Origin of the sequence: Acidovorax sp. SUPP3434 (genome assembly GCF_030159015.1) — a bacterium.
Classification (GTDB): Bacteria; Pseudomonadota; Gammaproteobacteria; order Burkholderiales; family Burkholderiaceae_C; genus Paracidovorax.
The window spans coordinates 22,801-44,764 of the sequence record NZ_BQXL01000026.1; the positions used below are offsets into that span (position 1 = coordinate 22,801).

17 protein-coding genes are annotated in these 21,964 nt (G+C 69.6%); 7 read left to right on the plus strand and 10 right to left on the minus strand.

The window, feature by feature from the left end:
- Window positions 1-22 precede the first annotated feature (22 nt).
- Window positions 23-3,190, minus strand: a complete 3,168-nt coding sequence (locus AVKW3434_RS23260) for an efflux RND transporter permease subunit (protein ID WP_284407712.1) — start codon at window positions 3,188-3,190, stop codon at window positions 23-25.
- A 10-nt stretch (window positions 3,191-3,200) separates the two neighbouring features.
- Window positions 3,201-4,460 carry an efflux RND transporter periplasmic adaptor subunit gene (locus AVKW3434_RS23265; protein WP_502869168.1) on the minus strand — a complete coding sequence of 420 codons (1,260 nt, stop codon included), beginning with the start codon at window positions 4,458-4,460 and terminating at the stop codon, window positions 3,201-3,203.
- A gap of 50 nt (window positions 4,461-4,510) precedes the next feature.
- Between AVKW3434_RS23265 and hpnC the strand changes: the two genes are divergently transcribed.
- The 3 genes from hpnC (at window position 4,511) to AVKW3434_RS23280 (ending at window position 8,161) form a co-directional block, all read left to right on the plus strand.
- Window positions 4,511-5,440 carry a squalene synthase HpnC gene (gene hpnC / locus AVKW3434_RS23270; protein WP_502869169.1) on the plus strand — a complete coding sequence of 310 codons (930 nt, stop codon included), beginning with the start codon at window positions 4,511-4,513 and terminating at the stop codon, window positions 5,438-5,440.
- A 240-nt stretch (window positions 5,441-5,680) separates the two neighbouring features.
- Window positions 5,681-7,081 carry an L-serine ammonia-lyase gene (locus AVKW3434_RS23275; protein ID WP_284407714.1) on the plus strand — a complete coding sequence of 467 codons (1,401 nt, stop codon included), beginning with the start codon at window positions 5,681-5,683 and terminating at the stop codon, window positions 7,079-7,081.
- Window positions 7,082-7,258: 177 nt separating this feature from the next.
- Complete coding sequence (locus tag AVKW3434_RS23280; RefSeq protein ID WP_284407715.1) at window positions 7,259-8,161, plus strand: amino acid ABC transporter substrate-binding protein; 903 nt, start codon at window positions 7,259-7,261, stop codon at window positions 8,159-8,161.
- A 67-nt stretch (window positions 8,162-8,228) separates the two neighbouring features.
- Here the strand turns inward: AVKW3434_RS23280 and AVKW3434_RS23285 are convergent, their stop codons facing one another.
- Window positions 8,229-9,674 carry a hypothetical protein gene (locus tag AVKW3434_RS23285; RefSeq protein WP_284407716.1) on the minus strand — a complete coding sequence of 482 codons (1,446 nt, stop codon included), beginning with the start codon at window positions 9,672-9,674 and terminating at the stop codon, window positions 8,229-8,231.
- 219 nt (window positions 9,675-9,893) lie between these two features.
- Here AVKW3434_RS23285 and hpnD point away from each other — a divergent pair, with 219 nt between their 5' ends.
- Window positions 9,894-10,733 carry a presqualene diphosphate synthase HpnD gene (gene hpnD / locus AVKW3434_RS23290; protein WP_284407717.1) on the plus strand — a complete coding sequence of 280 codons (840 nt, stop codon included), beginning with the start codon at window positions 9,894-9,896 and terminating at the stop codon, window positions 10,731-10,733.
- Window positions 10,734-10,747: 14 nt separating this feature from the next.
- The gene (gene hpnE / locus AVKW3434_RS23295) at window positions 10,748-12,091 is read left to right on the plus strand and encodes a hydroxysqualene dehydroxylase HpnE (protein ID WP_284407718.1); all 1,344 of its coding nucleotides are present in this window, start codon (window positions 10,748-10,750) and stop codon (window positions 12,089-12,091) included.
- A gap of 63 nt (window positions 12,092-12,154) precedes the next feature.
- On the opposite strand, the gene AVKW3434_RS23300 is transcribed toward hpnE, so the two are convergent.
- Window positions 12,155-13,405 (minus strand): YihY family inner membrane protein, encoded by a 1,251-nt coding sequence (locus AVKW3434_RS23300; RefSeq protein ID WP_284407719.1) that lies wholly within the window; start codon window positions 13,403-13,405, stop codon window positions 12,155-12,157.
- Window positions 13,406-13,426: 21 nt separating this feature from the next.
- Here AVKW3434_RS23300 and AVKW3434_RS23305 point away from each other — a divergent pair, with 21 nt between their 5' ends.
- Window positions 13,427-13,879, plus strand: a complete 453-nt coding sequence (locus tag AVKW3434_RS23305; RefSeq protein WP_284407720.1) for a DUF2069 domain-containing protein — start codon at window positions 13,427-13,429, stop codon at window positions 13,877-13,879.
- A gap of 67 nt (window positions 13,880-13,946) precedes the next feature.
- Entirely contained in the window at window positions 13,947-15,374 is a 1,428-nt protein-coding gene (locus AVKW3434_RS23310) for an FAD-binding oxidoreductase (RefSeq protein WP_284407721.1), read from the plus strand.
- A 30-nt stretch (window positions 15,375-15,404) separates the two neighbouring features.
- Here the strand turns inward: AVKW3434_RS23310 and AVKW3434_RS23315 are convergent, their stop codons facing one another.
- The 6 genes from AVKW3434_RS23315 to AVKW3434_RS23340 all read right to left on the minus strand — a co-directional run bounded on the left by AVKW3434_RS23315 (window position 15,405) and on the right by AVKW3434_RS23340 (window position 21,961).
- Window positions 15,405-15,920, minus strand: a complete 516-nt coding sequence (locus AVKW3434_RS23315; RefSeq protein WP_284407722.1) for an Ivy family c-type lysozyme inhibitor — start codon at window positions 15,918-15,920, stop codon at window positions 15,405-15,407.
- A gap of 113 nt (window positions 15,921-16,033) precedes the next feature.
- Entirely contained in the window at window positions 16,034-17,020 is a 987-nt protein-coding gene (locus tag AVKW3434_RS23320; RefSeq protein ID WP_284407723.1) for a thymidylate synthase, read from the minus strand.
- A 58-nt stretch (window positions 17,021-17,078) separates the two neighbouring features.
- Complete coding sequence (gene phnX, locus AVKW3434_RS23325; RefSeq protein WP_284407724.1) at window positions 17,079-17,900, minus strand: phosphonoacetaldehyde hydrolase; 822 nt, start codon at window positions 17,898-17,900, stop codon at window positions 17,079-17,081.
- A 50-nt stretch (window positions 17,901-17,950) separates the two neighbouring features.
- Window positions 17,951-19,075, minus strand: coding sequence for a TIGR03364 family FAD-dependent oxidoreductase (locus tag AVKW3434_RS23330; protein ID WP_284407725.1), 1,125 nt, complete (start codon window positions 19,073-19,075; stop codon window positions 17,951-17,953).
- Window positions 19,076-19,142: 67 nt separating this feature from the next.
- Entirely contained in the window at window positions 19,143-20,864 is a 1,722-nt protein-coding gene (locus AVKW3434_RS23335; protein ID WP_284407726.1) for a putative 2-aminoethylphosphonate ABC transporter permease subunit, read from the minus strand.
- On the minus strand, window positions 20,861-21,961 hold the full coding sequence (locus tag AVKW3434_RS23340) for a putative 2-aminoethylphosphonate ABC transporter ATP-binding protein (RefSeq protein WP_284407727.1): 1,101 nt from the start codon (window positions 21,959-21,961) through the stop codon (window positions 20,861-20,863). The genes AVKW3434_RS23335 and AVKW3434_RS23340 overlap by 4 nt, the downstream gene beginning before the upstream one ends.
- Window positions 21,962-21,964: the final 3 nt, after the last annotated feature.

The window sequence follows — 21,964 nt, forward strand, 5'->3', positions numbered from 1 at the left end:
CTTGTCGGCGGACCGTCTCCGATCACGCCGGTTTCGGCGCGTGCGGATCGGGCTCTTTCACGCGGAACCAGGCCGCGTACATGGCCGGCAGCGCCAGCAGCGTGAGCACCGTCGCCACGATCAGGCCGCCCATGATGGCCACGGCCATCGGGCCCCAGAACACGCTGCGCGACAGCGGGATCATGGCCAGCACCGCGGCGGCGGCCGTGAGCACGATGGGGCGCAACCGGCGCACGGCCGACTCCACGATGGCGTCCCACGCGGGCACGCCCCGCGCGCGGTCCTGCTCGATCTGGTCGATCAGGATGACGGAGTTGCGCTGGATCATGCCCATGAGCGCGATCACCCCCAGCAGCGCCACGAACCCGAACGGCCGTCCCAGCAACAGCAACGCCCCCGCCACCCCGGCGATGCCCAGCGGTCCGGTGAGGAACACCAGCACTGCGCGGCTGAAGCTGTGCAGCTGGAGCATGAGCAGGGTGAACGTGATGAACAGCATGATCGGCACGCCCGCGGCGATGGAGGCCGAGCCCTTGGAGCTTTCCTCCACGGCGCCCGCCACCTCGATGCGGTAGCCGCCTTGGCCGGCCGCATGCCACTTCGCCTCCAGCTGCCTCAGGCCGGGCACCAGCGCCTCGGTGACGGTCGCGCCCTGCAGGCCTTCGATGACGTCGCCCTGCACCGTGATGGCGTAGTCGCGGTTCTCGCGCCACATCACGCCCGGCTCCCAGGTGAAGACCGGCCGCGCGATCTGCGTGAGCGGAATCGACTTGCCCGAGGCCGTGGGCAGGTAGGCATTGGCCACGTCGGTGATGGCCTTGCGCTCGTCCGGTGGCTGGCGGAACACGATGTCGATCAGCTTGTCGCCTTCGCGGTACTGGCCCACGGTGGTGCCGGTGAACACGGTGCGCGCGGCCTGGGCGATGGACTGGCTGGTCACGCCCAGGGCGCGGGCCTTGTCCTGGTCCACTTCCAGGCGCATGACCTTGACGGACTCGTTCCAGTTGTCGTTCACGCCGCGCATCTGCGGGTGGTCGCGCAGGATGGCCTTGACCTCGTCGGCCCGGGCGCGCAGCACGGCGGGATCGGTGCCCACCACGCGGAACTGCACCGGGTAAGGCACGGGCGGCCCGTTGGGCAGCAGCTTCACGCGCGCCCGCACCTCGGGAAACTCGCGCGCCATGATCTCGGGCAACCCGACGCGCAGCGACTCGCGCACGTGCAGGTCCTGCGGGATCACGATGAACTGCGACACGTTGGTCTGCGGGAAGACCTGGTCCAGCGGCAGATAAAAGCGCGGCACGCCCGAGCCCACCCACACGCTGACGGTGGACACGCCCGCCTCGGCCCGCAGGCGCTGCTCGACGCGGCGCGTGACCTCTTCGTTGGCTTCGAACGAGGTGCCTTCCGGGAACCAGATGTCCATCAGGATTTCAGGGCGGCTCGAATCCGGGAAGAACTGCTGCTGCACGCGGCCCATGCCGACGATGCCGAGCGCGAAGGTGGCCACCGTGAGCCCGATGGTGATCCAGCGGTAGCGCACGCACCAGTCCACGCAGCGGCGAAAGACGTTGTAGAACCCGCTGTCGAACGCCTCGTGCGGCTGGCCGTCCGGGCCGGTGTGCACGTGCGGCGGCTTCTTGAGCAGCAGCGTGCCCAGGTACGGCACGAAGTACACCGAGACCAGCCACGACAGCACCAGTGCGATCACCGTGACGGCGAAGATCGCAAAGGTGTATTCCCCCGTCACCGACTTGGCGATGCCGATCGGCAGGAAGCCCGCCGCCGTGATCAGCGTGCCGGTCAGCATCGGCATGGCGGTGATCTCGTAGGCGAAGGTGGCCGCGCGCACCTTGTCGTAGCCCTCCTCCATCTTGCGCACCATCATCTCGACGGCAATGATGGCGTCGTCCACCAGCAGGCCCAGCGCGATGATGAGCGAGCCCAGAGAGATCTTGTGCAGCCCGATGTTCCAGTACCACATGGCCAGGAACGTGACGGCCAGCACCAGCGGAATGGTGATGCCCACCACCAGGCCCGGACGGATGTCCAGCGTCCAGCGCTTCCACAGCGGATGGTGGCCCGGGCGCTTGTGCAGACCCAGCGCCAGGAAGCTCACGGCCAGCACGATCACCACGGCTTCGATCAGCACCTTCACGAACTCGTTGACCGACGAGGACACCGACTTGGGCTGGTCCTGCACGTTCACGAACCGCACGCCGGCCGGCAGGGTCTTTTCGATCTTCTGCGTGGCGGTCTTCAGGGCTTCGCCCAGGCGGATGATGTCGCCGCCCTTGGCCATCGACACGCCGAGCGCGATCACTTCCTGGCCCTGGTGGCGCACCTTCACAGCCGGCGGCTCCACGTAGCCGCGGTGGATGTCGGCGATGTCGCCCAGGCGCAGCTGCGCGCCCGAAGCGCCGCGGATCGGCATGGCGCGCAGGTCTTCGACCGCACCGAACTGCCCGGCCACGCGCACCTGGACCTGGTCCTGCGGCGTCTGGATGATGCCGCCGCTTTCCACCGCGTTCTGCTGGCCCAGTTGCGACAGCACCTGGTTCATGTCCAGGCCCAGTTGCGCCAGGCGCTTCTGCGAGATTTCGATGTAGAGCTTTTCGTCCTGCACGCCGAACTGCTCGACCTTGGCCACGTCGGGCACGCGCAGCAGCTGCTGGCGCACGTCGTCGGCGAAGGTCTTCATCTCGGCGTAGCTGAAGCCCTCGGACTCCAGCGCGTAGATCACGCCATAGACGTCGCCGAAGTCGTCGTTGAAGAACGGCCCCTGCACGCCCTGCGGCAGGGTGGCGCGCATGTCGCCGATCTTCTTGCGGACCGTGTACCAGACGTTGGGCACGTCGCCGGACTTGGACGAGTCCTTGATGTTGAAGATGATCTGCGACTCGCCGGGCTTGGAGTAGCTGCGGATCTTGTCGGCGTAAGGCACCTCCTGCAGCGTGCGTTCGAGCTTGTCGGTGACCTGCTCGGCCACCTGCTGCGCCGTGGCGCCAGGCCAGTAGGTGCGCACCACCATCGCGCGGAAGGTGAACGGCGGGTCCTCGTCCTGCCCGAGCTGGAAGTAGGCGCCAAAGCCCATCAGCATCAGCACGATCATCAGGTAGCGGGTGAGCGCCGGATGGTCGAGCGCCCATTTGGAGAGGTTGAAGCCCTCTTTCGGCTGGATCTGCGTCATGGAGCGGCCTTCAGCGGGCGGACGATGCGGTCGCGGCGGGCGCCGGGCCGGAGGCCGCGGCACGGGCGGGGCTTGCCACGCCATTGACAGCCGTCTGCGCTGGACTGGGTTGCGCTGCAGGCGTTTTGGGCTGGTAGGGCACGACCTTCTGGCCGGGCGACAGCACGTGCACGCCCGTGGCCACCACCTGCATGCCCGGGGCCAGCCCCGAAGCCACCACGGCCTCGTTGCCGTCCGCCGTGGCGATCTGCACGGCTTGCGACCGCACGGTGCCGCTGGCGGCGTCGAAGACCCACACGGCCGTCTGCTGGCCGTCCTGGCGCAGCGCGCTGGTGGGCAGCTTGATGGCCTGCTGGCCGGCCTGGCCCAGGGCCTCGGGCGTGACGTACACGGTGGCGCCGAGCGGCGGTGCCTCGGTGCCTTCGATGGCCACCTTGATCTGGAAGGTGCGGGTGACGGCATCGGCGCTGGCCGCCACCTCGCGCACCCGGCCGGTCAAAGGTGCGCCGCCCGACCACGACCGCACGGCCACCGGCTGGCCGGCCTTCACGCGGGCGACCTTGTCTTCCGGCACGACGAAGACCACGTCGCGCGGGCCGTCCTGGGCGATGCGCACCACCGGCGTGCCGGCCGACACCACCTGGCCCGGCTCGGCCTCGATGCTGGTGACCACGCCCGACACGTCGGCCACCAGCCGCGTGTAGCCGGTCTGATTGCCTTGCGAGGCCAGTTGCGCACGCGCCTGGTCGAGCGAGGCCTCGGCGGCCTTGAGGGTGGAGGCGCGGCGCTCCAGTTCGGCGCCGCTGATGAAGTTCTGCGCCTTGAGCGCGGCGTAGCGCTGGTAGTCGGCGGCGGCCAGGTCCCGCTGCGTGGCGGCGGAGGCGACCTGCGCGCGCGACGCGTCGGCGGCCAGCTGGTAGTCGCGCGGGTCGAGCTGGGCCAGCACCTGGCCCGCCTGCACGCGCTGGCCCAGTTCGGCCTGGCGCTGCACGATCTTGCCCGCCACCCGAAAGCCCAGGCGCGATTCGATGCGCGCCCGCACTTCGCCGGCATATTCGAGCTGGGTGTTCAGCGGGGCGGCGCCCACGGTGAGCAGCTTGACCGAGCGCACCGGCTCGGGGGCGGGCTCGGGCTTGGAGCAGCCCACGCCCGCGAGGACGGCCGCGCCGACGGCCAGCCCCCCCATCGCGCGCTGCACCCAAGAAAATGCCCCGTGAAGGGGCTGCGAGGGGAACGGCCGGGAAAGCCGCGGCGCGACAGAGGTGTTCATGCTGGTTCCGGGAAAGCGGTTCGTTTTAATGACTGACTGGTTAGTAATCTATGAGAAGCCCCGTCACCTTGTCAAGCGACAATCGCGCCGTGACGCTTCCCTCCTCCGAACCCCGCCCCCGCACCCCACCACCCGGCACGCCCCAGGCGCCGGCCGTGACGCACTACGAAAACTTTCCCGTGGCCTCGCTGCTGTGCCCGCCGCACCTGCGCCAGCCCATCGCGGCCATCTACGCCTTCGCGCGCGCCGCGGACGACCTGGCCGACGAAGGGGACGCCGGCCCGCAGGAACGCCTGGCGGACCTGGCGGCCTATGGGGCCGAGCTGCAGTCCATCGCCGCCGGCCACCCGCCCGGCGCGCGCTGGGCCGCCATCTTCGGCCCGCTGCAGGCCGTGCTGCGCAGCCATGCCCTGCCCGTGCCGCTGCTGGCCGATCTGCTGAGCGCGTTCACGCAGGACATCGCCCGCACGCGGGACGGCGCCGTGTACACCGACCGGGCCGAACTGCTGGATTACTGCCGGCGCTCGGCCAATCCCGTCGGCCGGCTGCTGCTGCACCTGTACGGCGTGCACGATGCCGAATCGCTCGCGCGCAGCGACGCCATCTGCTCGGCGTTGCAGCTCATCAACTTCTGGCAGGACCTGAGCGTGGACATTCCGCGCGGGCGCCACTACCTCACCGACGCCGACTGCACGGCGCACGGGGTGGACCGCGCGGCCCTGTCCACGCTGCGCACCACGCCCGCCACGCGCGCGCTGGTCAACGACTGCGCGGCCTGGGCGCGCGGGCTGATGGACCAAGGCGCGCCCCTGGTGCACCGCCTGCCCGGGCGCGCCGGCTGGGAGCTGCGCCTGGTCGTGCAGGGCGGACTGCGCATCCTGGACAAGGTGGAGGCGCTCGACGGCGGCAGCCTGCACACCCGCCCGCGCCTGCGCCCGCTGGACTGGGCCCGCATGCTGGGCCGGGCCGTGGCGATGTAAGGCGAATTCATGCCCGGCAAGCGCGGCTTCAGTCGCGGCTCTTGAGGCCGAGAATCCAGGCATCGAATCGGCCTTCAGCACAATGAGTACTAGGGCATGACGCTATATTTTTTGTAGCAATCGATTTTGATTGAGCCGGTAAGGCACAGGCCTCGCGCAAGGCCGCCCCGGGATAGCGAGCATGCCCGGCCCCCGCCAGCCGGTTAGCCTGCGCGCCCCACAGCCCTCGCATTGCCCGCCATGTCCGTCAGCGTTTTCGACCTGTTCAAGATCGGTATCGGCCCCTCCAGCTCCCATACCGTGGGCCCCATGATCGCGGCGCGGCAGTTCGCCGTCGCCCTGCGCGATTCCATGGGCTTGGCGCCCGTGCACCGCGTGGTGGTGGAGCTGTTCGGCTCGCTGGCCGCCACCGGCATCGGCCACGGCACCGACCGCGCCGTGTTGCTGGGCCTGGCCGGGCACGAGCCCGACCGCATCGACCCGGACCGGATCGGCCCCACGGTCGAGGCGATCCGCACGGGCGGCCACATCGACCTGCTGGGCACGCACCGCATCGCGTTCATCGAAAAGGAGCACCTGCTGTTCCGGCGAAAGAGCCTGCCCTTCCACCCCAACGGCCTGAGCCTGCACGCCCATGGCGCCCAAGGCGAACTGCTGCTCACGCGCACCTACTACTCCGTGGGCGGCGGCTTCGTGGTGGACGAAGGCGGCCAGCGGGTGCTCAACAGCGTCGAGGCCCTGGACCAGGGCGCAGCAGGTTCCGGCACGGGCTTGCCCCACCCCTACCGCACCGCCGCCGAACTGCTGGCCCAATGCGCCGCCACCGGGCAGGGCATCGCCGCCGTCACGCTGGCCAATGAAGGGCACTGGCACAGCCGCGCGCACGTGCGCCAGCGCCTGCTGCAGATCTGGCAGACCATGGCCGGCGCCGTGCAGCGCGGCTGTGCCAGCCACGGCAGCCTGCCCGGCCCCATGCGGCTGCAGCGCCGCGCGGGCCAGTTGCACCAGACACTGTCCGGCCGCGCCGAGGAGGCGCTGCGCGATCCGCTGTCGATGCTGGACTGGATCAACCTCTACGCCATGGCCGTCAACGAGGAGAACGCGGCGGGCGGGCGCGTCGTGACCGCGCCCACCAACGGCGCGGCTGGCGTGATCCCCGCGGTGCTGCACTACTACGTGAAGTTCGTGCCCGGCGCCGACGAGGACGGCATCGCCGATTTCCTGCTCACGGCCGGCGCCATCGGCATCATCTACAAGGAAAACGCCTCGCTCTCTGGCGCCGAGGTGGGCTGCCAGGGCGAGGTGGGCGTGGCCTGCTCGATGGCGGCGGGCGCGCTGGCGGCGGTGATGGGCGGCACGCCCGCGCAGGTGGAGAACGCGGCCGAGATCGGCATGGAGCACAACCTGGGCATGACGTGCGACCCGGTGGGCGGGCTGGTGCAGATCCCCTGCATCGAGCGCAACGCGATGGGCGCGATCAAGGCCATCAACGCGGCGCGCATGGCCCTGCGCGGCAACGGCACGCACATGGTCTCGCTCGACCAGGTCATCAAGACCATGATGCAGACCGGCGCCGACATGAAGAGCAAATACAAGGAAACCTCGCGCGGCGGGCTGGCGGTGAACGTGGTCGAGTGCTGAGGGCGCCGAATCCGGGGCTGCGCCGTCGCCGGTGTGGCGAATAGGACGCACCCGCACGCTGGCGCCGTGCCAGAGGCTGCCCTTTTTCGTTACACGCGCATACACTTTGCGGTTTTCGCCCGTGCGGGGGCCGGCGCATTCGCCACCCTCCTTCATCCGCCTTTTTCGCCTCCACCCATGCATTTCCTTTCTCGACTGCGCCCCTGGGCGCTCATGGCGGCCCTGGCCGCGTTCGGCAGCGCAGCCCCCGCCTGGGCGGAAGACACCCTGGCGCGCATCGCCAGCTCGGGCGAACTGAAGCTGGGCCACCGCGAAAAGTCCCTGCCGTTTTCGTTCAAGGACGCCAACGGCACGGTGAAGGGCTACACGGTGGACGTGTGCCTGCAGATCTTCGACGAGATCAAGAAGGAACTCAAACGCCCCGACCTGCGCGTGCACTACCTGCTGGTGGACGGCAAGAACCGCATCAGCGACGTGAAGGACGGCGTGGTGGACCTGGAGTGCGGCGGCACCGCCAACACGGCCGCGCGGCAAAAGGAGATCGCGTTCAGCCACCACATCTTCGTGGCGACCTCGTCGTTCCTCGTGCGCAAGAACGCGGGCATCAAGACGCTGGACGACCTGCAGGGCAAGAGGATCGCCGTGCAGGGCAAGACCACCAACGAAGGGTTGCTGCGCGCCAACGAGCGCACCTACAACCGCCACTTCAACTACGTGCTGGCCGACAGCACGATCGACGTGGTGGGTGCGCTGGTCAAGGGCGAGGCCGACGCCGCCTTCGCCGACGACGCGGGCATCTGGATTCCGCTCACCCGCCTGGGCAAGAACGTGGACGACTACCAGTTCCTGGAAAAGCGCCTGTCGCTGGAGCCCTACAGCATCGGGCTGCGCAAGGACGATCCCAAGTTCAAGGAACTGGTGGACCGCGTGACGCGTCGCCTGATCCAGGGCGGCGAGATGGCCGCGCTGTACAAGAAGTGGTTCAGCGTGGAGCAGCAAGGCATGCTCCCAATGAGCATGTTCATGAAAGAGGCGCTGCGCCGGCCGAGCGACATGGGTGTGGAGCAGATCGCGTTCTGATGCCCGTCCGCCACTTTGGCGGTAAGGGCGACGGTCGGGGGACCGATCGCCCCCGTGTAACACCGGCCTACATGTAGCCTTGGTCAAACGCCTCTTGATGGTCGCGCGCCGCCTGCTCCTTGCGCTCCCGAATTTCTTCTGGCGTGCTGGGAATCGAGTACAGCATCGTCGACAGCCCCTGGCCGTCAAACGCTTCTTCGATGTCCTTGGCCACGCTTTGCAGGGCGTCCAGCTTGCTGAAAGACTGGCCGAGATCCATCTTCGCCATCTGGCTGAGTGAGGCATGCAGCTTGGGATCGGCATAGCGCAGGCCGTCCATCTCGTCGCTGGCGAGCAATTGCTTGAGCTGGGCCTGGCTGCCGATGATGGCGTCGCGCTGGCCCGTCAGTTCCTTGAACTCCTGCGCGGTCCTGAAGGTGCTCACCATCTTCGCTCCACTGCGCCGCATCGTGCGCTCCAGGTCGAAGGCCATGCCCGTCTGATCGACCTTGGTGAACTTGCCGGACAGGTCCGCCAGTTTCTCCAGCATCGGAAGGTTGGCCGCCAGTGCCTGGCTCACATGTTGCGCCACGGGGATGTTCATCCTCGCCATTTCGTTGCGAAGGGCGTTGTGTTCACGGACCGCTGTTTTCTTCTGAGCGGACAGGGTCTCATACCGTGCGTTCAGCGCGTCGTACTCCTTGTCGGACATGGCATCGGTCGCGTTGTCCAACGCCGTGTCCACCTGATAGTGCTCCCTGGTCACGGCCTCCATGCGGGCCTTGGCCTCCAGGTATTGCGCCTTGACCTGCCGGGTTCCGCGGATGAACTGCAATTTGGGCTGGGCCGTATCGGCTTCCGAGGACTGGGGCCTGGTCCGCCCGAAACTCGCGGACGACGCAGCCTGCTGAGGCCTTGCAGCCTGAGCCGTGCTCGTCGGACCCGCCGGGCTTGCATGGGTCGTGGGACGCGACGGGCTCGTGGGGCGTGAGAGGCTCGACGGGTTCGAAGAGCCCGAGGAACTGGTGGAGCTCCAGGAACTGAGGGAGCTCGAAGAATTCGTGGAACCCCAGGAGCTCATGGAGCTGAGCGAACTCGATGAACCGGTGGGGCGCATCGACGTGCGGTGCACTCCCGGCTGGGATGCAGGTGCATTGCTGCGCCCATCGCCGAACATCTTCAAGCCCGCGGGCTCGGGCTGCTGTTTCCGCGGAGAAGGTGCGGCCGCCGTGGCGTGCTGGTAATTCGGGGTCTGCACGCGTTGCTGCTGTTGGCCAGCGAGGCCGGCCTGCTGGTTGGCCGGTCGGAACGACTGCAGGTTGGCCCGGGGCTGTTGCGACTGCGAGCCTTGTGGACGGGCTGCGGCTCCATTGGTACGCGAACTCAATTTGGAGAACACGGTGTCCTGCTGCGGCCGGGACTGCGCGGCACCCGATTGGGTCTTTGCCTGACCCGTCGTTTTCGACGCCACCTCCTTGACGAAGCGGTTACCCGCCGATAAGACCTTGGAAGCGAACTTGGAACTGAGGGACATGGAAAAACCTTTCGAGGCGGTCGCTCGCCGTGCCTCGCATCGGGAAATCGCCGCTTGAAACGCACTGTAGGCAGGCTCTGTTCGAGCACGGCACTGCCACCCGAAAACGCGAGCAGGAATGCGAAGGCACCCTCCCCTGGCCTGGCCGCAGGGCGGCCCCTGCCCCGAGCCAGCCCGGTTCGCCGCCGAGCCCGGGCGCCCATGGGAGAATCGCGCCCCATGACACCGGAACAGTACGTCCAGCAAAAAGCCGCCGCCTCGGGCAGCAGCTTCTATTACGCCTTTCTGTTCCTGCCCGCGCCGCGGCGCGCCGCCATCACGGCCTTCTATGGTTTTTGCCGCGAGGTCGACGATGTGGTGGACGAAGTCTCGGACGCCGGCGTGGCCCGCACCAAGCTGGCCTGGTGGCAGGCCGAGGTGGCCCAGTCCTTTGCCGGCCGTGCCACGCACCCCGTGATGCAGGCGCTCATGCCGCACGTGGCGGCCTACGGCATCGAGGAGCGGCACCTGCAGGCCGTGATCGACGGCTGCCAGATGGACCTGGAGCAGACGCGCTACCTCGACTTTCCCGGCCTGTCGCGCTACTGCCAGCTGGTGGCGGGCGTGGTGGGCGAGGTGGCCGCGCGCATCTTCGGGCAGACCGATGACCGCACCACCGAATACGCGCACACCCTGGGCCTGGCGTTTCAGCTCACCAACATCATCCGCGACGTGGGCGAGGACGCCATGATGGGTCGCATCTACCTGCCCGTGGCCGAGCTGCAGCAGTTCGACGTGAAGGCGCACGAGATCCTCAAGCGCCAGTATTCCGAGCGGTTCACCGCGCTGATGCGCTTTCAGGCCGAGCGCGCGCACCGGCTCTACGACGAGGCGCTCGCCCTGCTGCCCACGGGCGACCGGCGCGCCCAGAAGCCCGGGCTGATGATGGCCAGCATCTACCGCACCCTGCTGCGCGAGATCGAGCACGACGGCTTCCAGGTGCTGCACCAGCGGGTGAGCCTCACCCCGCTGCGCAAGCTGTGGCTGGCCTGGAAGGTGCAGGCCCTGGGCCGCCTCTGAGCCGGCTTTCTTGCATGCAACGTGTTGCCATCATCGGGGGCGGCTGGGCCGGCATGGCGGCGGCAGTGGCCGCCGCGCAGGCGGGGCACCGCGTGACCGTCTTCGAGGCCACCCGCGTGCTGGGCGGCCGCGCCCGCGCCCTGCCCGCCACCGATGCGCCCGGTGCGCCGGGCGCCCCGCCCCCCCTGGACAACGGCCAGCACATCCTGATCGGCGCCTACACCGAGTGCCTGCACCTCATGGCGCAGGTGGGCGTGGACCCGGAAGCGGCCCTGCTGCGCCTGCCGCTGTCGCTGCGCTTCGCCGACGGCAAGGGCATCCGCCTGCCCGACATCGCGCCCCCCTGGGACGCCGTGTGGGGCATTGCCACCGCCCGGGGCTGGGGCCTGCGCCAGCGGCTGGCGCTGATGACCACCACCGCCCGCTGGATGTGGGGCCTGGGCGGATTCCGCTGCGCGCCCGGCGATACGGTGCTGACCATCAGCCAGGGCCTGCCGCCGCAGCTGATGGCTGAATTCGTCGAGCCGCTGTGCGTCTCGGCGCTCAACACCCCCGCCGCCGAAGCCAGCGCCACGGTGTTCCTGCGCGTGCTGCGCGATGCGCTCTTCAGCGGGCGCGGCGGCTCCAACCTGCTGCTGCCGCGCACCGACCTGGGCGCGCTGTTTCCTGAACCCGCCGCGCAATGGCTGCAGGTCCAGGGCCACACCGTGCACCGAGCGCGCCGGATGCAGGCCATCGCGCCCCAGTCACCGCCGTCGAGCGGCTGGACGGTCGATGGCGAGGCCTTCGACACCGCCGTGCTGGCCCTGCCCAGCAGCGATGCGGCCAGGCTGGTGGCCGCCTGCGCGGGCTCAGAGCAGGCCGCGCCGCGCAAGGAGCTGTGCTCCGCGCTGTACGACTGGGCGGCCGTGGCGCAGGCGATGCGTTTCACCGCCATCGCCACCGTCTATGCGCAGGTGCCGGGCGCCCAGGGGCCCGTGCTGGAGAGCCCCATGCTGGCCCTGCGCTCTTCGGCGCAGGAACCGGCCCAGTTCGCCTTCGACCGCGGCGTGCTGGGCGGCCCGCCGGGCCTGCTGGCCCTGGTGGTGAGCGCCTTCGAGGGCGACCGTGCCGAGCGCGAACAGCAGGTGCTGCGCCAGGCCATGCGCCAATTGGGCCTGCCAGCGCTGGACCTGGTGCAGACGGTGGTGGAAAAGCGCGCCACCTTCGCCTGCACGCCGGCCCTGCAGCGCCCGTCCAACGCGATCGCGCCGGGGCTGTGGGCCTGCGGCGACTATGTGCGCGGGCCCTACCCCGCCACGCTGGAAGGTGCGGTGCTGGCGGGCACGGCGGTCGGGCAGCAATTGGGCAAAAAATAGGCCCTGGCGCATATTCCACTAGGGCATATAGCTACAAAAATAATAGCAAATGCCCGCCGTGAATCACGCCGGGCGGGGCAGCACGTCCGCCATCTTGAGCACGGACACGCCCGTGTTGCCCCAGAAACGCTCCAGGCTGTCGGCCCGCTCGATCAGCAGCCGCTGCACCAGCGGCTCCAGCGACGTGGCGGCGGGATCGGCGACCAGCAGGTAGCGCGGCTCCACCGTCTCGGGCACGCCGGCGGCGGTTTCGTTGACCTGCACCACCCAGTCCAGGGCGGTGAGCGCCTCCAGCACGGGCTCCAACTGCAGCGCATCCACGCGCAGCGCCTGACACAGCGCGCTCATGCGCAGCCCGCGGGCCGGTGTCCCGTGCGCCCGGTGCAAGGCCTGCAGCGCCTCCACGGCCAGCTGGAAGGTCCAGCCCTGGCCGCTCGCCCGGCGCGCCACCCCGTTGAGCAGGCTGGGCAGGTACGCCGCCACCACCGCGCCCAGCAGCACGATCACCCAGGCCACGTAGATCCAAACCAGCAGGATCGGCAGCGTCGCGAACGCGCCGTACAGCACCGAATACGTGGGCACCGAGGCCAGGTACAGGCCGAGCACTTTCTTGGCCACCTCGATCCCCACCGAGACGAACACGCCGCCCGACCACGCATGGCGCCATTTGACCTGCGTGTTGGGCACGTAGCGGTACAGCGCCGCGGTGCCGCCGGCCAGCAGCAGGAATTCGATGGAGTCGAACAGCAGCCGCGCGCTGTCGGGCAGCGCGTCGTGCAGGCCGCGCGAGGCCGACGAGGCCACCGACGTGGTGAGCGCCAGGCTGGCCGCCAGCACCAGCGGCCCCAGCGTGATGACCGCCCAGTAGATCAGCACGCGCTGGCCCAGCGGCCGCAGCCGGCGCACGCGCCAGATGTTGTTGAGGGTGCGGTCGATGGTCAGGACCAGCGCCAGCGCCGTGCCCAGCAAAATCGAAAACCCCGCCACGCCCAGGCCGCTGGCCTTGGCCGCGAACTGCGTGAGGTAGCCCAGCACCTGGCGCGAGATGCTGTCCGGCACCAGGCTGTCCACCAGCCAGCGCTGCAGCCCCGTCTGCAGGGTCCCGAAGATGGGAAAGGCGGTGAACACGGCCAGCGCCACGGTGAAGAAAGGCACCAGCGCCAGCAGCGTGGTGAAGGTCAGGCTGCTGGCGGTGAGGCCCAGGGGGTCCTCGCGAAAGCGCTCGCGCAGGGTATGCGCCGTGGTGCGCCAGGGAAAATGCGACAGATCGGCCAGGACGGCTTCGAAGCGCTGCGCGAGTGGGGCTAAAGGCATGGCCGATATGATGCCACCCCGATGGCCTCTTCCCCCCTCTCCCCTGGCGCGCCCCGCGCCGCATCCGGCACCGGCGCTCCAGCGGCCCCCGACGTGGCGGCCACCCGGTGGCTGGCCGTGGGCAGCCTGCTCGGCCTGATCGTGCTCAGCCTGGCCTGGGAGCTGTGGCTCAGCCCGCTGCGTCCCGGCGGCTCGTGGCTGGCGCTCAAGGCGCTGCCGCTGGCGTTTCCGCTGGCCGGGCTGCTCAAGCACCGCATGTACACCTACCGCTGGGTGAGCCTGGTGGTGTGGCTGTATTTCACCGAAGGCGTGGTGCGCGCCTGGAGCGATCCGGCCCCGGGCCGGTGGCTCGCGCTGGTCGAAGTGGCGCTGTGCCTGGCGCTGTTCACCGCCTGCGCGCTGCATGTGCGCCTGCGCCAGAAGCACGCACGTGCGGCCGCAGCCGCGGCGGCACCGGCCCCGTCCACGCCCTGAACACCCAAAAACGGCCCCGCCCCACGCCCCTTCCACCCCCCGTTTTTCGCGAGCATTCGAGAACACCATGTCCACCCTGATTGACACCCTGCGCCAGACCGTCGGCGCCGCTCATGTACTCACCGAAGGCGACCTCACCGCCTGGGAGCAGGACTGGCGCCGCCGCGCGCGCGGCAAGGCGCTGGCCGTGGTGCGGCCCGGCAGCACGCAGGAGGTGGCCGCCGTGGTGCGCGCCTGCGCCGCCGCCGGCACCGCGATCGTGCCGCAGGGCGGCAACACGGGGCTGGCGGTGGGCTCCATTCCCGACGAGACCGGCACGCAGGTGCTGCTGAGCTTGACGCGGCTGAACGCCATCCGCGCGGTGGACGCCGACAACCTCACGCTCACCGTGGAGGCCGGCGCCATCCTGCAGAACGTGCAGGACGCGGCCGAGAAGGCGGGGCTGCTGTTCCCCTTGAGTCTCGCGGCCGAGGGCAGCTGCACCATCGGTGGCAACCTGGCCACCAACGCCGGCGGCACGCAGGTCGTGCGCTACGGCAACACGCGCGACCTGTGCCTGGGACTGGAAGTCGTCACGCCGCAGGGCGAGGTGTGGGACGGTCTCAAAGGCCTGCGCAAGGACAACACCGGCTACGACCTGCGCGACCTGTTCATCGGCAGCGAAGGCACGCTGGGCATCATCACCGCCGCAACGATGAAGCTCTACCCGCAGCCCGCCGCCAGCCTGACGGCCTGGGCCGCGGTGCCGTCGATGGAACACGCCGTGCAGTTGCTGGCCCTGGCGCACAAGCACCTGGGCGCGGGCCTGACCGGCTTCGAGGTGATGGGCCGCTTCGCCCTGAGCCTGGTGGCCAAGCACATGCCGCAACTGCGCGTGCCCTTCATCGACCAGGAAGACGTGCCCTACGGCGTGCTGCTGGAAAACAGCGACAGCGAGTCGGAGGCGCACGCCCGCACGCGCTTCGAATCGCTGCTGGAAACCGCCTTCGAAGCCGGCTGCGTGACCGATGCGGTCGTGGCAGAGAACCTGGCGCAGGCGCACCAGCTCTGGCACATCCGCGAAAACATTCCGCTGGCCCAGGCCGAGGAAGGACTGAACATCAAGCACGACATCTCGGTGCAGATCCCGCGCATCCCCGCCTTCGTCGAATACGCCGACGCGCTGCTGCAGCGCGAGATTCCCGGCGTGCGGCTGGTCAACTTCGGACACCTGGGCGACGGCAACCTGCACTACAACGTGCAGGCGCCGGCCGAGGGCGATGCCAAGGCCTTCCTGCGCGACGAGGAAGCGCGCGTGAACCACCTGGTCTACGAAGCCGTGGCGCAGTTCGGCGGCTCGTTCTCGGCCGAGCACGGCGTGGGCGCGCTCAAGGTGGACAAGCTCGAGAAGTACCAGTCGCCCGTGGCGCTGTCCATGATGCGCGCCATCAAGGGCGCGCTGGACCCGCAGGGGCTGATGAACCCCCACTGCATGCTGCCGGTGCACGGCGCCTGACGGCCGGGCCACCGGGGTGGCCCGCCGGGATCAGCGCCGCGCGTCTTCCAGCACCTTGCGCACGTCGGCGGGCAGGGGCACCGGCGCGCCGGCGTCCTGCACGTCCCATTCCTCGTCGCCCGTCTGCAGCCACACGCGCATCGCGTCGCGCGACGGATCCACCACCACCGCCGCCGCCTGGGCGTCCGGCTGGTTCGACCGGCGGCCGGTGATGTAGAGCAGGCCGCCTTCTTGCCGCAGCGGCGTGCTGACGGCCATGTTCTTCAGGAACTCCGGGTGGTTGACGGGACCGAGCAGTTCCTTGACCCGCACCCCCATGGGGCCGGTGCGCAGAAAGTCCGTGCCCTCCGAAGGCTTGCGGCCCACCTGCGCCTGCACGCTGGCCCAGGGGTTGGCGGCGGCCGGTGCCGCCGCAGCCTTCGCAGCGGGCGCGGCCGGCTTGGCGGGAGAGGACGTGGAGCCCGAGGGCATGAGCGGCACGTGGGTGCCGCAGCCGGCGGCCAGCAGCGCTGCGGCGAACAATGGCAAAGAGGGCGAAAGGCGCATGGGGCGGATTTCCTTGGAATCGGGGAGCAACCGGCGAGCTTATCCGCTCATGTCCCCCAATCTGGCGCACCCCATGCCGCCCAGGGGCGTTTCGGCACACCCACCCCGCGACATCAGACGGCCATGGGGGCCGTGATGTGGGCGTGGTGCTGGTAGCCTTCGAGCGAGAAGTCCGACGGCTCGACCGCCTCCAGCCATTCGGGTGCGTAGGTGCCGGTGACGGCGTAGTCCGGGATGCGGTCGGACAGCACCAGCTTGGGCAGCGGGTGGGGTTCGCGCGTGAGCTGCTCACGGAGCATGTCCACGTGGTTCTCGTAGATGTGCGCATCCCCGATGAAGTACGTGAACCAGCGCGGCGTGTAGCCCGTGAGCCGGCCCACCAGGTGCAGCAGCGCTGCCCCTTCCGCCAGGTTGAACGGCGTGCCGAGCCCGACATCGTTGCTCCGGATGTACAGGCACAGCGAGATTTCCTTCCTGCCCGGATTGGCCAGGAACTGATACAGCAGGTGGCACGGCGGCAGGGCCATTTCGTCCAGCTGCGCCCAGTTCCATCCGTGGAACAGGATGCGGCGGCTGCCCGGGTCCTTCATGAGCGTATCCAGGCACTGCCGGAGCTGGTCGACGGCCTTGTAGAGCAGCACGCCGGACGGCTTGCCGTCCTCGCCGCCGAGCGTGCCGATGGCCTCGTATCCCCGGCCCAGCGCGTCCGCGATCTGCGCCGGGCCCTGCGGCAGCGCCGGGTCGATGAGCTTGTAGGCCGGCCACTGGCGCCACTGCACCCCGTACACCGACCCCAGGTCGTCCTCGGCAAGGCGGTAGGGGTTGGCCAGCCACTGCGCGTTCTCGTTGGCGTTCTGGTCCCAGACCTTGCAGCCCAGCGCCCGGAAATCGGCCGCGCTGCGGCGTGCGCGCAAAAAGCCCACCAGCTCGCCCACCACCGACTTGAAGGCGAGCTTCTTGGTCGTGACGGCAGGAAAGCCCTCCTGCAGGTCGAACCGGAGCATCGCACCCGGCAGACTCAGGGTGCGGACGCCCGTGCGGTTGTCTTGCCAACTGCCGTTGTCGAAGATGTTCTGAACGAGGTCGAGGTACTGTTTCATGTGCCGAAGGGACGAGCCAAGGGCGGAATCGTAGCGCAAGGGGGTCCGGCAGCGCGCCTCAGGGCCGGATGCCCTTGGCCAGCCGGCCGGCGATATCGTCGATCACCGGCAGGAGGTCGGCCACCGAATCGATCACGTAATGCGCGCCCGCGCCCTGCAGCTTGCCAGCGGCCGCGTCGCGGTGGGCCTGCTGCGCAGCCGGCGGCAGGGCGTTCCACTCAGCGAGCGGCAGCCCCAACGCGTTGCCGCTGACGGCGACGCCCACCGTCCAAGTGCCCGCGTGCAGGCCCTCCTGGATGCCGACCTCGGTGTCGTCCACCTTGACCACCGTGGCGGGCCACCACACCCCCAGGTCGGCGAAGCAGCGGAACATCATCAGCGGCGAAGGGCGGCCCGCGACGAGGTCGCCCGCACAGACGAGGTTGTCCGGCGCATAGCCGCCGGCCGCGGCGATGGGCGACAGGATGTCCATGATCGGCCGGTTGTAGCCGGTGGTGGAGCCGATCTTCAGCCCCCGGGCCCGCAGCGCGGCCACGGTGTCCAGCGCGCCGGGAATGAAATCGGCGAAATCGGCCACCACCGCCGCATTCATGGGGGTGAAGACTTCGTAGAGGTGGTCGATGTCGGCATCGGCGAAGGGCCGGCCGTGCAGGTGCTCCCATTGCCGCGCCACCTCGGGCAGCAGGCTCAGGGCGTGGATGTGGTCCCACTTGGCGACGCCCATCGGGCCGCGGGCCTGCTCGATGTTGATCCGGATGCCGAATTGTTCGAACAGCCGCACGAACGCGCCCATCGGCGCGCAGGAGCCGAAGTCGAGGATGGTGCCGGCCCAGTCGAAGACGACGGCGCTCAGCGTGGTGGTGGAAGGAGGCATGCCCATGTCGTGTCCTGATCGTGGCGCGGTGGGGAAAGGGTTGGGTGAAAGACGGCTCACCAGGCGCCGAAGGTGTCCTCGGCGATGCCGAAGGCGGTGCTGGCGCCGGTGCCGCTGGTGACGATCACCAGCCGGGTGGCGTCGTCGGGCCGGTCGATCAGGCAGTCGGTCGTGGCCGACGAGGGGTAGATGCCCACCCAGCGCTCGGTCACCCGGCAAGCCTGCAGCTTCACCGTGCCGCGCAGGTGGCGCAGGATGAGGTCGTCCACCCGCTCGTCGGCGAAGGGTTGCGGCGCGGCGCTGTAGTGGTGCGAGTCGCCCACCACCAGGGAGCCGTCGGCGCTCTGCACCACGATGAGGTGGATGCCGTTGGCCAGCGATTCGGCCTCTTCGCGCTGGAGTTGCTCGCGCAGCGCGGCGGCGGCGGGCAGGTCGCTGTAGCCCCGGTAGCGCACCAGGCTCAGGTCGGCCATGACCGAGCCGGGCAGCCGCAGGCCGGGCTCGGGCATGACGCGCAGCATGTGCAGCAGGCACAGCCGCAGGCCGTGCGGTGCCAGTCGCTCGGCGAACAGGCCGTGGATGTCCGAATGGGTGCAGACCACCACGCGCTCGGCGTGCAGCACGGCGCGCGCGGTGCGCACCCGCGGCGTGGCGACCTCCAGTACCGCCTCGCCGAAGCGGAACACCACGCCATGCGCCTCGGCCAGCCATTGGGTCAGCAAACCGATGGCCGTGCGCGATTCCACCCGCATCTCGTGCGGGCTGTAGAGCACGCCCTGGGCGCCCTCCAGCTGCAGCGCCGGCGCGCGGCGGGCGGCCTCGGCCACGCCGAGCAGCTCGCAGGCTTCGCCCATCTCGGTGCCCATGAACTCTTCGAGCACGGCCAGGGCCTGGGGCCTGAATGCCGTCAGGTACAGGCCGTGGTGCACGGCCTCGATGCCGGCCTGGGGCGCGACCTCGCCCCACACCTCGCGGGCCCGTCGGGCGCGGCGCCAGGTGTCGCCCGCACCCTGGCCGGTGACGGTGATGAAGCCGAAGTTGCGGATCGAGGCGCCGACGCAGGCCGCGTCGCGCTCGACCACGCAGACCTTCAGGCCGCGCCGGGCGGCGGTGTAGGCATGGGCCAGGCCGACGATGCCGGCGCCGACGACGATCACGTCGAAAGTGGGGTGGGTTTCCATGGTGCTTTTTCCAGGCGGCAGGGCGGTCTTCGTCGCTGCGCGCTGTGTTTTCAGGGGGTCATCGCCTTCATCGGGCCGGTGCACGCCAGGCCTGGGTGCGCCGCTCGACCCAATAGCCGGCGGCCAGGTACAGCAGCGTGACCACCGCCGAGGTGGCGGCGATCAGCACCGCCATGGCCGCGGCCGGGCCGGTGTCGCCGGCCTCGTCCAGGTTCAGGATGGCGACCGAGGCCAGCCGGGTGTCGGGCGAGTAGAGGAACACCACGGCCGAGATCGTCGTCATGGCGCTGATGAAGAAATAGCGCGACACGTCCAGCAGCACCGGCAGGCAGATGGGCAGCGTCACGCGCCAGAAGGTCTTGTAGAGCGGCACCTTGAGCGAGGCGGACACCGCTTCGAACTCGGCGTCCAGCGCCTTGAGCGCCGTCACCACGGTGAGGTGGCCGGTCGTGTAGAAGTGCACCACCGTGCACAGCACCATCAGCGGCAGCGTCTGGTACAGGCCGTGCAGCGGGTTGGCCGGCGCGTTGAAAAAGAAGATGTAGCCCAGGCCCAGCACCAGGCCGGGAACGGCCATCGGCAGCATGGCCGCCAGCCGCACCACCGGCCGCAGGGCTGGCAGGCCCCGGGTCTTCTCCAGCAGGTAGGCGCCGACGAACACCACGGCCGTCCCCACCACCGCCGTGCCGCAGGCGAGCTTCAGGCTGTTGCCCAGGGCATCGGCCAGGTCGGCATCGACCAGGCCCGCGACGTAATGGTCCAGGCTGGGCGACAGGTTGTACGGCCACAGCTTGGCGAAGGAGGCGAACACCGCCATGCCGAACATGGCCAGCACCAGGCCGGCGATGCACAGGCAATAGAGCGCCATGGCCGCATCGAATCCGCGCGCGCGCCGGGGCACCAGCGCCACGGCGCGTGCCGTGAGGGTGGCGGTCTGGCGGCGCTGCACCAGCCCGTCGATGGCGAACGTGAGCACCGCGGGCAGCAACAGCAGCAGCGCCACCACCGCGCCGCGCTGGAAGTCGTGCTGGCCGATGACCAGCTTGAAGACGTCGGTGGCCAGCACGTTGAAGTTGCCGCCCACGACCTTGGGAATGCCGAAGTCGGTGATGACCAGGGTGAAGCACACCAGCGCGGCCGAGATCAGCCCGTACTTGGCGCCCGGCAGGGTGATGGTGAAGAATTTGCGCAGCGTGCCGGTGCCGAGCGCATCGGCCGCCTCGTACAGGCGCGCATCGGCCAGCGAGAGCGCCGTGACCAGGATCATCAGCACGTGCGGAAACACCGCGAAGCACTCGGCCAGCACGATGCCCGATGCGCCGTAGATGCCGGTGAACCCCAGCGCCGTCCAGAAGTCCCGGGCCACGCCCTGGTTGCCGAACCAGTAGATCAGCGAGATGGCCGACAGCAGCGAAGGCGCCAGCAGCGGCAGCAGCATCACCGTGCGCAGCAGCGCCTTGGCCGGCATGTAGCTGCGGGTCAGCGCATAGGCGAAGGCGAAGGCCAGCGGCAGCACGATGGCGGTCACCAGCAGCGACACCCACACGCTGTTCCACAGGCTGGTGAGCAAGGCGGGCGAGGCCAGGTAGGCGGTGAAGGCCCCCAGCCCCGACACCGCCCCGCCCTGCGGCGCATCCAGCGCCTTCGACAGGATGAGCAGCAGCGGCGCCACCAGTCCGACGCCCAGCAGCGCCACCACGCCCAGCAGGCCGAGGTGGGCCAGCCGGTCGCTCCAATGCACCCGCTGGCGCAGGGGCGCCGCGCGAACGGCCGCCGCCACCGCGCTCATGCGGCGGTGCCGGCGGCGAACACGCGCAGCCGGTCGGCGCGCAGGGCGAAGCGCACGCGCGTGCCTTCGCGCACCCCGAACTCGTCCATCTGGTTGAGCGAATACTGCAGCTGCAGCGGCTGTCCGCCCAGGCCGTCGACGTCGATCTCGGCCAGGCAGTTGCCGCCCAGGAACTCGATGTGGCGCACGGTGCCGGCGCACTGCAGCGGGTCGTCCTGCACGGCGGCACCGACCACGCGGTCCTCGGGCCGCAGGTACAGCGACACCGCGCTGCCCGGCCGGAATTCCGTGCCCGCGCCGGGCACGCACTGCAGGCGCTTGTCGCCGCAGCGGAACCAGTGGCCGCCCTCGGCCACCGCGTCCAGCCGGTTGACCTTGCCGACGAAGTCCGCCACGAAGGGCGATGCGGGTTCGCGGTAGACCTGCATGGGCGTGCCGACCTGCTCGATCACGCCGTGGTTCATGACCACGATGCGGTCGGCCACCGACAGGGCCTCCTCCTGGTCGTGCGTGACCATGATGGTGGTCACGCCCAGGCTGCGCTGCAGCGACCGGATCTCGTTGCGCAGGTGCACGCGCACCGTGGCGTCCAGCGCCGACAGCGGCTCGTCCAGCAGCAGCAGGCCCGGCGACGTGGCCAGGGCGCGCGCCAGCGCGATGCGCTGCTGCTGGCCGCCCGACATCTGCGCGGGAAACTTCGGCCCGCTGCCCGGCAGCCCGACGAGGTGCAGCAGCTCGTCCACGCGCGCCGCGATCCGCGCGCGTCCCTCGCGCCGGTTGACCAACCCGTAGGCCACGTTCTGCGCCACCGTCAGGTTGGGAAACAGCGCATACGACTGGAACATGATCCCGTAGTCGCGCTCGGCCGGTGGCGCCACCGAAATGTCCCGCCCCGCCTGCACGATGCGGCCGGCGGTCTGGGTTTCCAGCCCCGCCACGATGCGCAGCAAGGTGGTCTTGCCGCAGCCCGACGGCCCGAGAAAACAGACGAACTCCCCCTGGCGGATCGACAGGTCGATGCTGCCGAGCGCGGTGAAAGCGCCGAATCGCTTGTGAATCCCGCGAAGCGCAAGGAAGCTGCCGTCGTCGTTGTCCATCGG

What these genes read in the sequence shown, in the direction of transcription:
- AVKW3434_RS23275 (WP_284407714.1), top strand. Translation starts at nt 5,681, where the DNA reads ATGTCCGTCAGCGTTTTCGACCTGTTCAAGATCGGTATCGGCCCCTCC.
- AVKW3434_RS23335 (WP_284407726.1), bottom strand. Translation starts at nt 20,864, where the DNA reads ATGAGCGCGGTGGCGGCGGCCGTTCGCGCGGCGCCCCTGCGCCAGCGG.
- hpnD (WP_284407717.1), top strand. Translation starts at nt 9,894, where the DNA reads ATGACACCGGAACAGTACGTCCAGCAAAAAGCCGCCGCCTCGGGCAGC.
- AVKW3434_RS23310 (WP_284407721.1), top strand. Translation starts at nt 13,947, where the DNA reads ATGTCCACCCTGATTGACACCCTGCGCCAGACCGTCGGCGCCGCTCAT.
- AVKW3434_RS23265 (WP_502869168.1), bottom strand. Translation starts at nt 4,460, where the DNA reads ATGAACACCTCTGTCGCGCCGCGGCTTTCCCGGCCGTTCCCCTCGCAG.
- AVKW3434_RS23285 (WP_284407716.1), bottom strand. Translation starts at nt 9,674, where the DNA reads ATGTCCCTCAGTTCCAAGTTCGCTTCCAAGGTCTTATCGGCGGGTAAC.
- AVKW3434_RS23280 (WP_284407715.1), top strand. Translation starts at nt 7,259, where the DNA reads ATGCATTTCCTTTCTCGACTGCGCCCCTGGGCGCTCATGGCGGCCCTG.
- hpnC (WP_502869169.1), top strand. Translation starts at nt 4,511, where the DNA reads ATGAGAAGCCCCGTCACCTTGTCAAGCGACAATCGCGCCGTGACGCTT.
- AVKW3434_RS23340 (WP_284407727.1), bottom strand. Translation starts at nt 21,961, where the DNA reads ATGGACAACGACGACGGCAGCTTCCTTGCGCTTCGCGGGATTCACAAG.
- AVKW3434_RS23260 (WP_284407712.1), bottom strand. Translation starts at nt 3,190, where the DNA reads ATGACGCAGATCCAGCCGAAAGAGGGCTTCAACCTCTCCAAATGGGCG.
- AVKW3434_RS23300 (WP_284407719.1), bottom strand. Translation starts at nt 13,405, where the DNA reads ATGCCTTTAGCCCCACTCGCGCAGCGCTTCGAAGCCGTCCTGGCCGAT.
- AVKW3434_RS23315 (WP_284407722.1), bottom strand. Translation starts at nt 15,920, where the DNA reads ATGCGCCTTTCGCCCTCTTTGCCATTGTTCGCCGCAGCGCTGCTGGCC.
- AVKW3434_RS23320 (WP_284407723.1), bottom strand. Translation starts at nt 17,020, where the DNA reads ATGAAACAGTACCTCGACCTCGTTCAGAACATCTTCGACAACGGCAGT.
- AVKW3434_RS23330 (WP_284407725.1), bottom strand. Translation starts at nt 19,075, where the DNA reads ATGGAAACCCACCCCACTTTCGACGTGATCGTCGTCGGCGCCGGCATC.
- AVKW3434_RS23305 (WP_284407720.1), top strand. Translation starts at nt 13,427, where the DNA reads ATGGCCTCTTCCCCCCTCTCCCCTGGCGCGCCCCGCGCCGCATCCGGC.
- hpnE (WP_284407718.1), top strand. Translation starts at nt 10,748, where the DNA reads ATGCAACGTGTTGCCATCATCGGGGGCGGCTGGGCCGGCATGGCGGCG.
- phnX (WP_284407724.1), bottom strand. Translation starts at nt 17,900, where the DNA reads ATGGGCATGCCTCCTTCCACCACCACGCTGAGCGCCGTCGTCTTCGAC.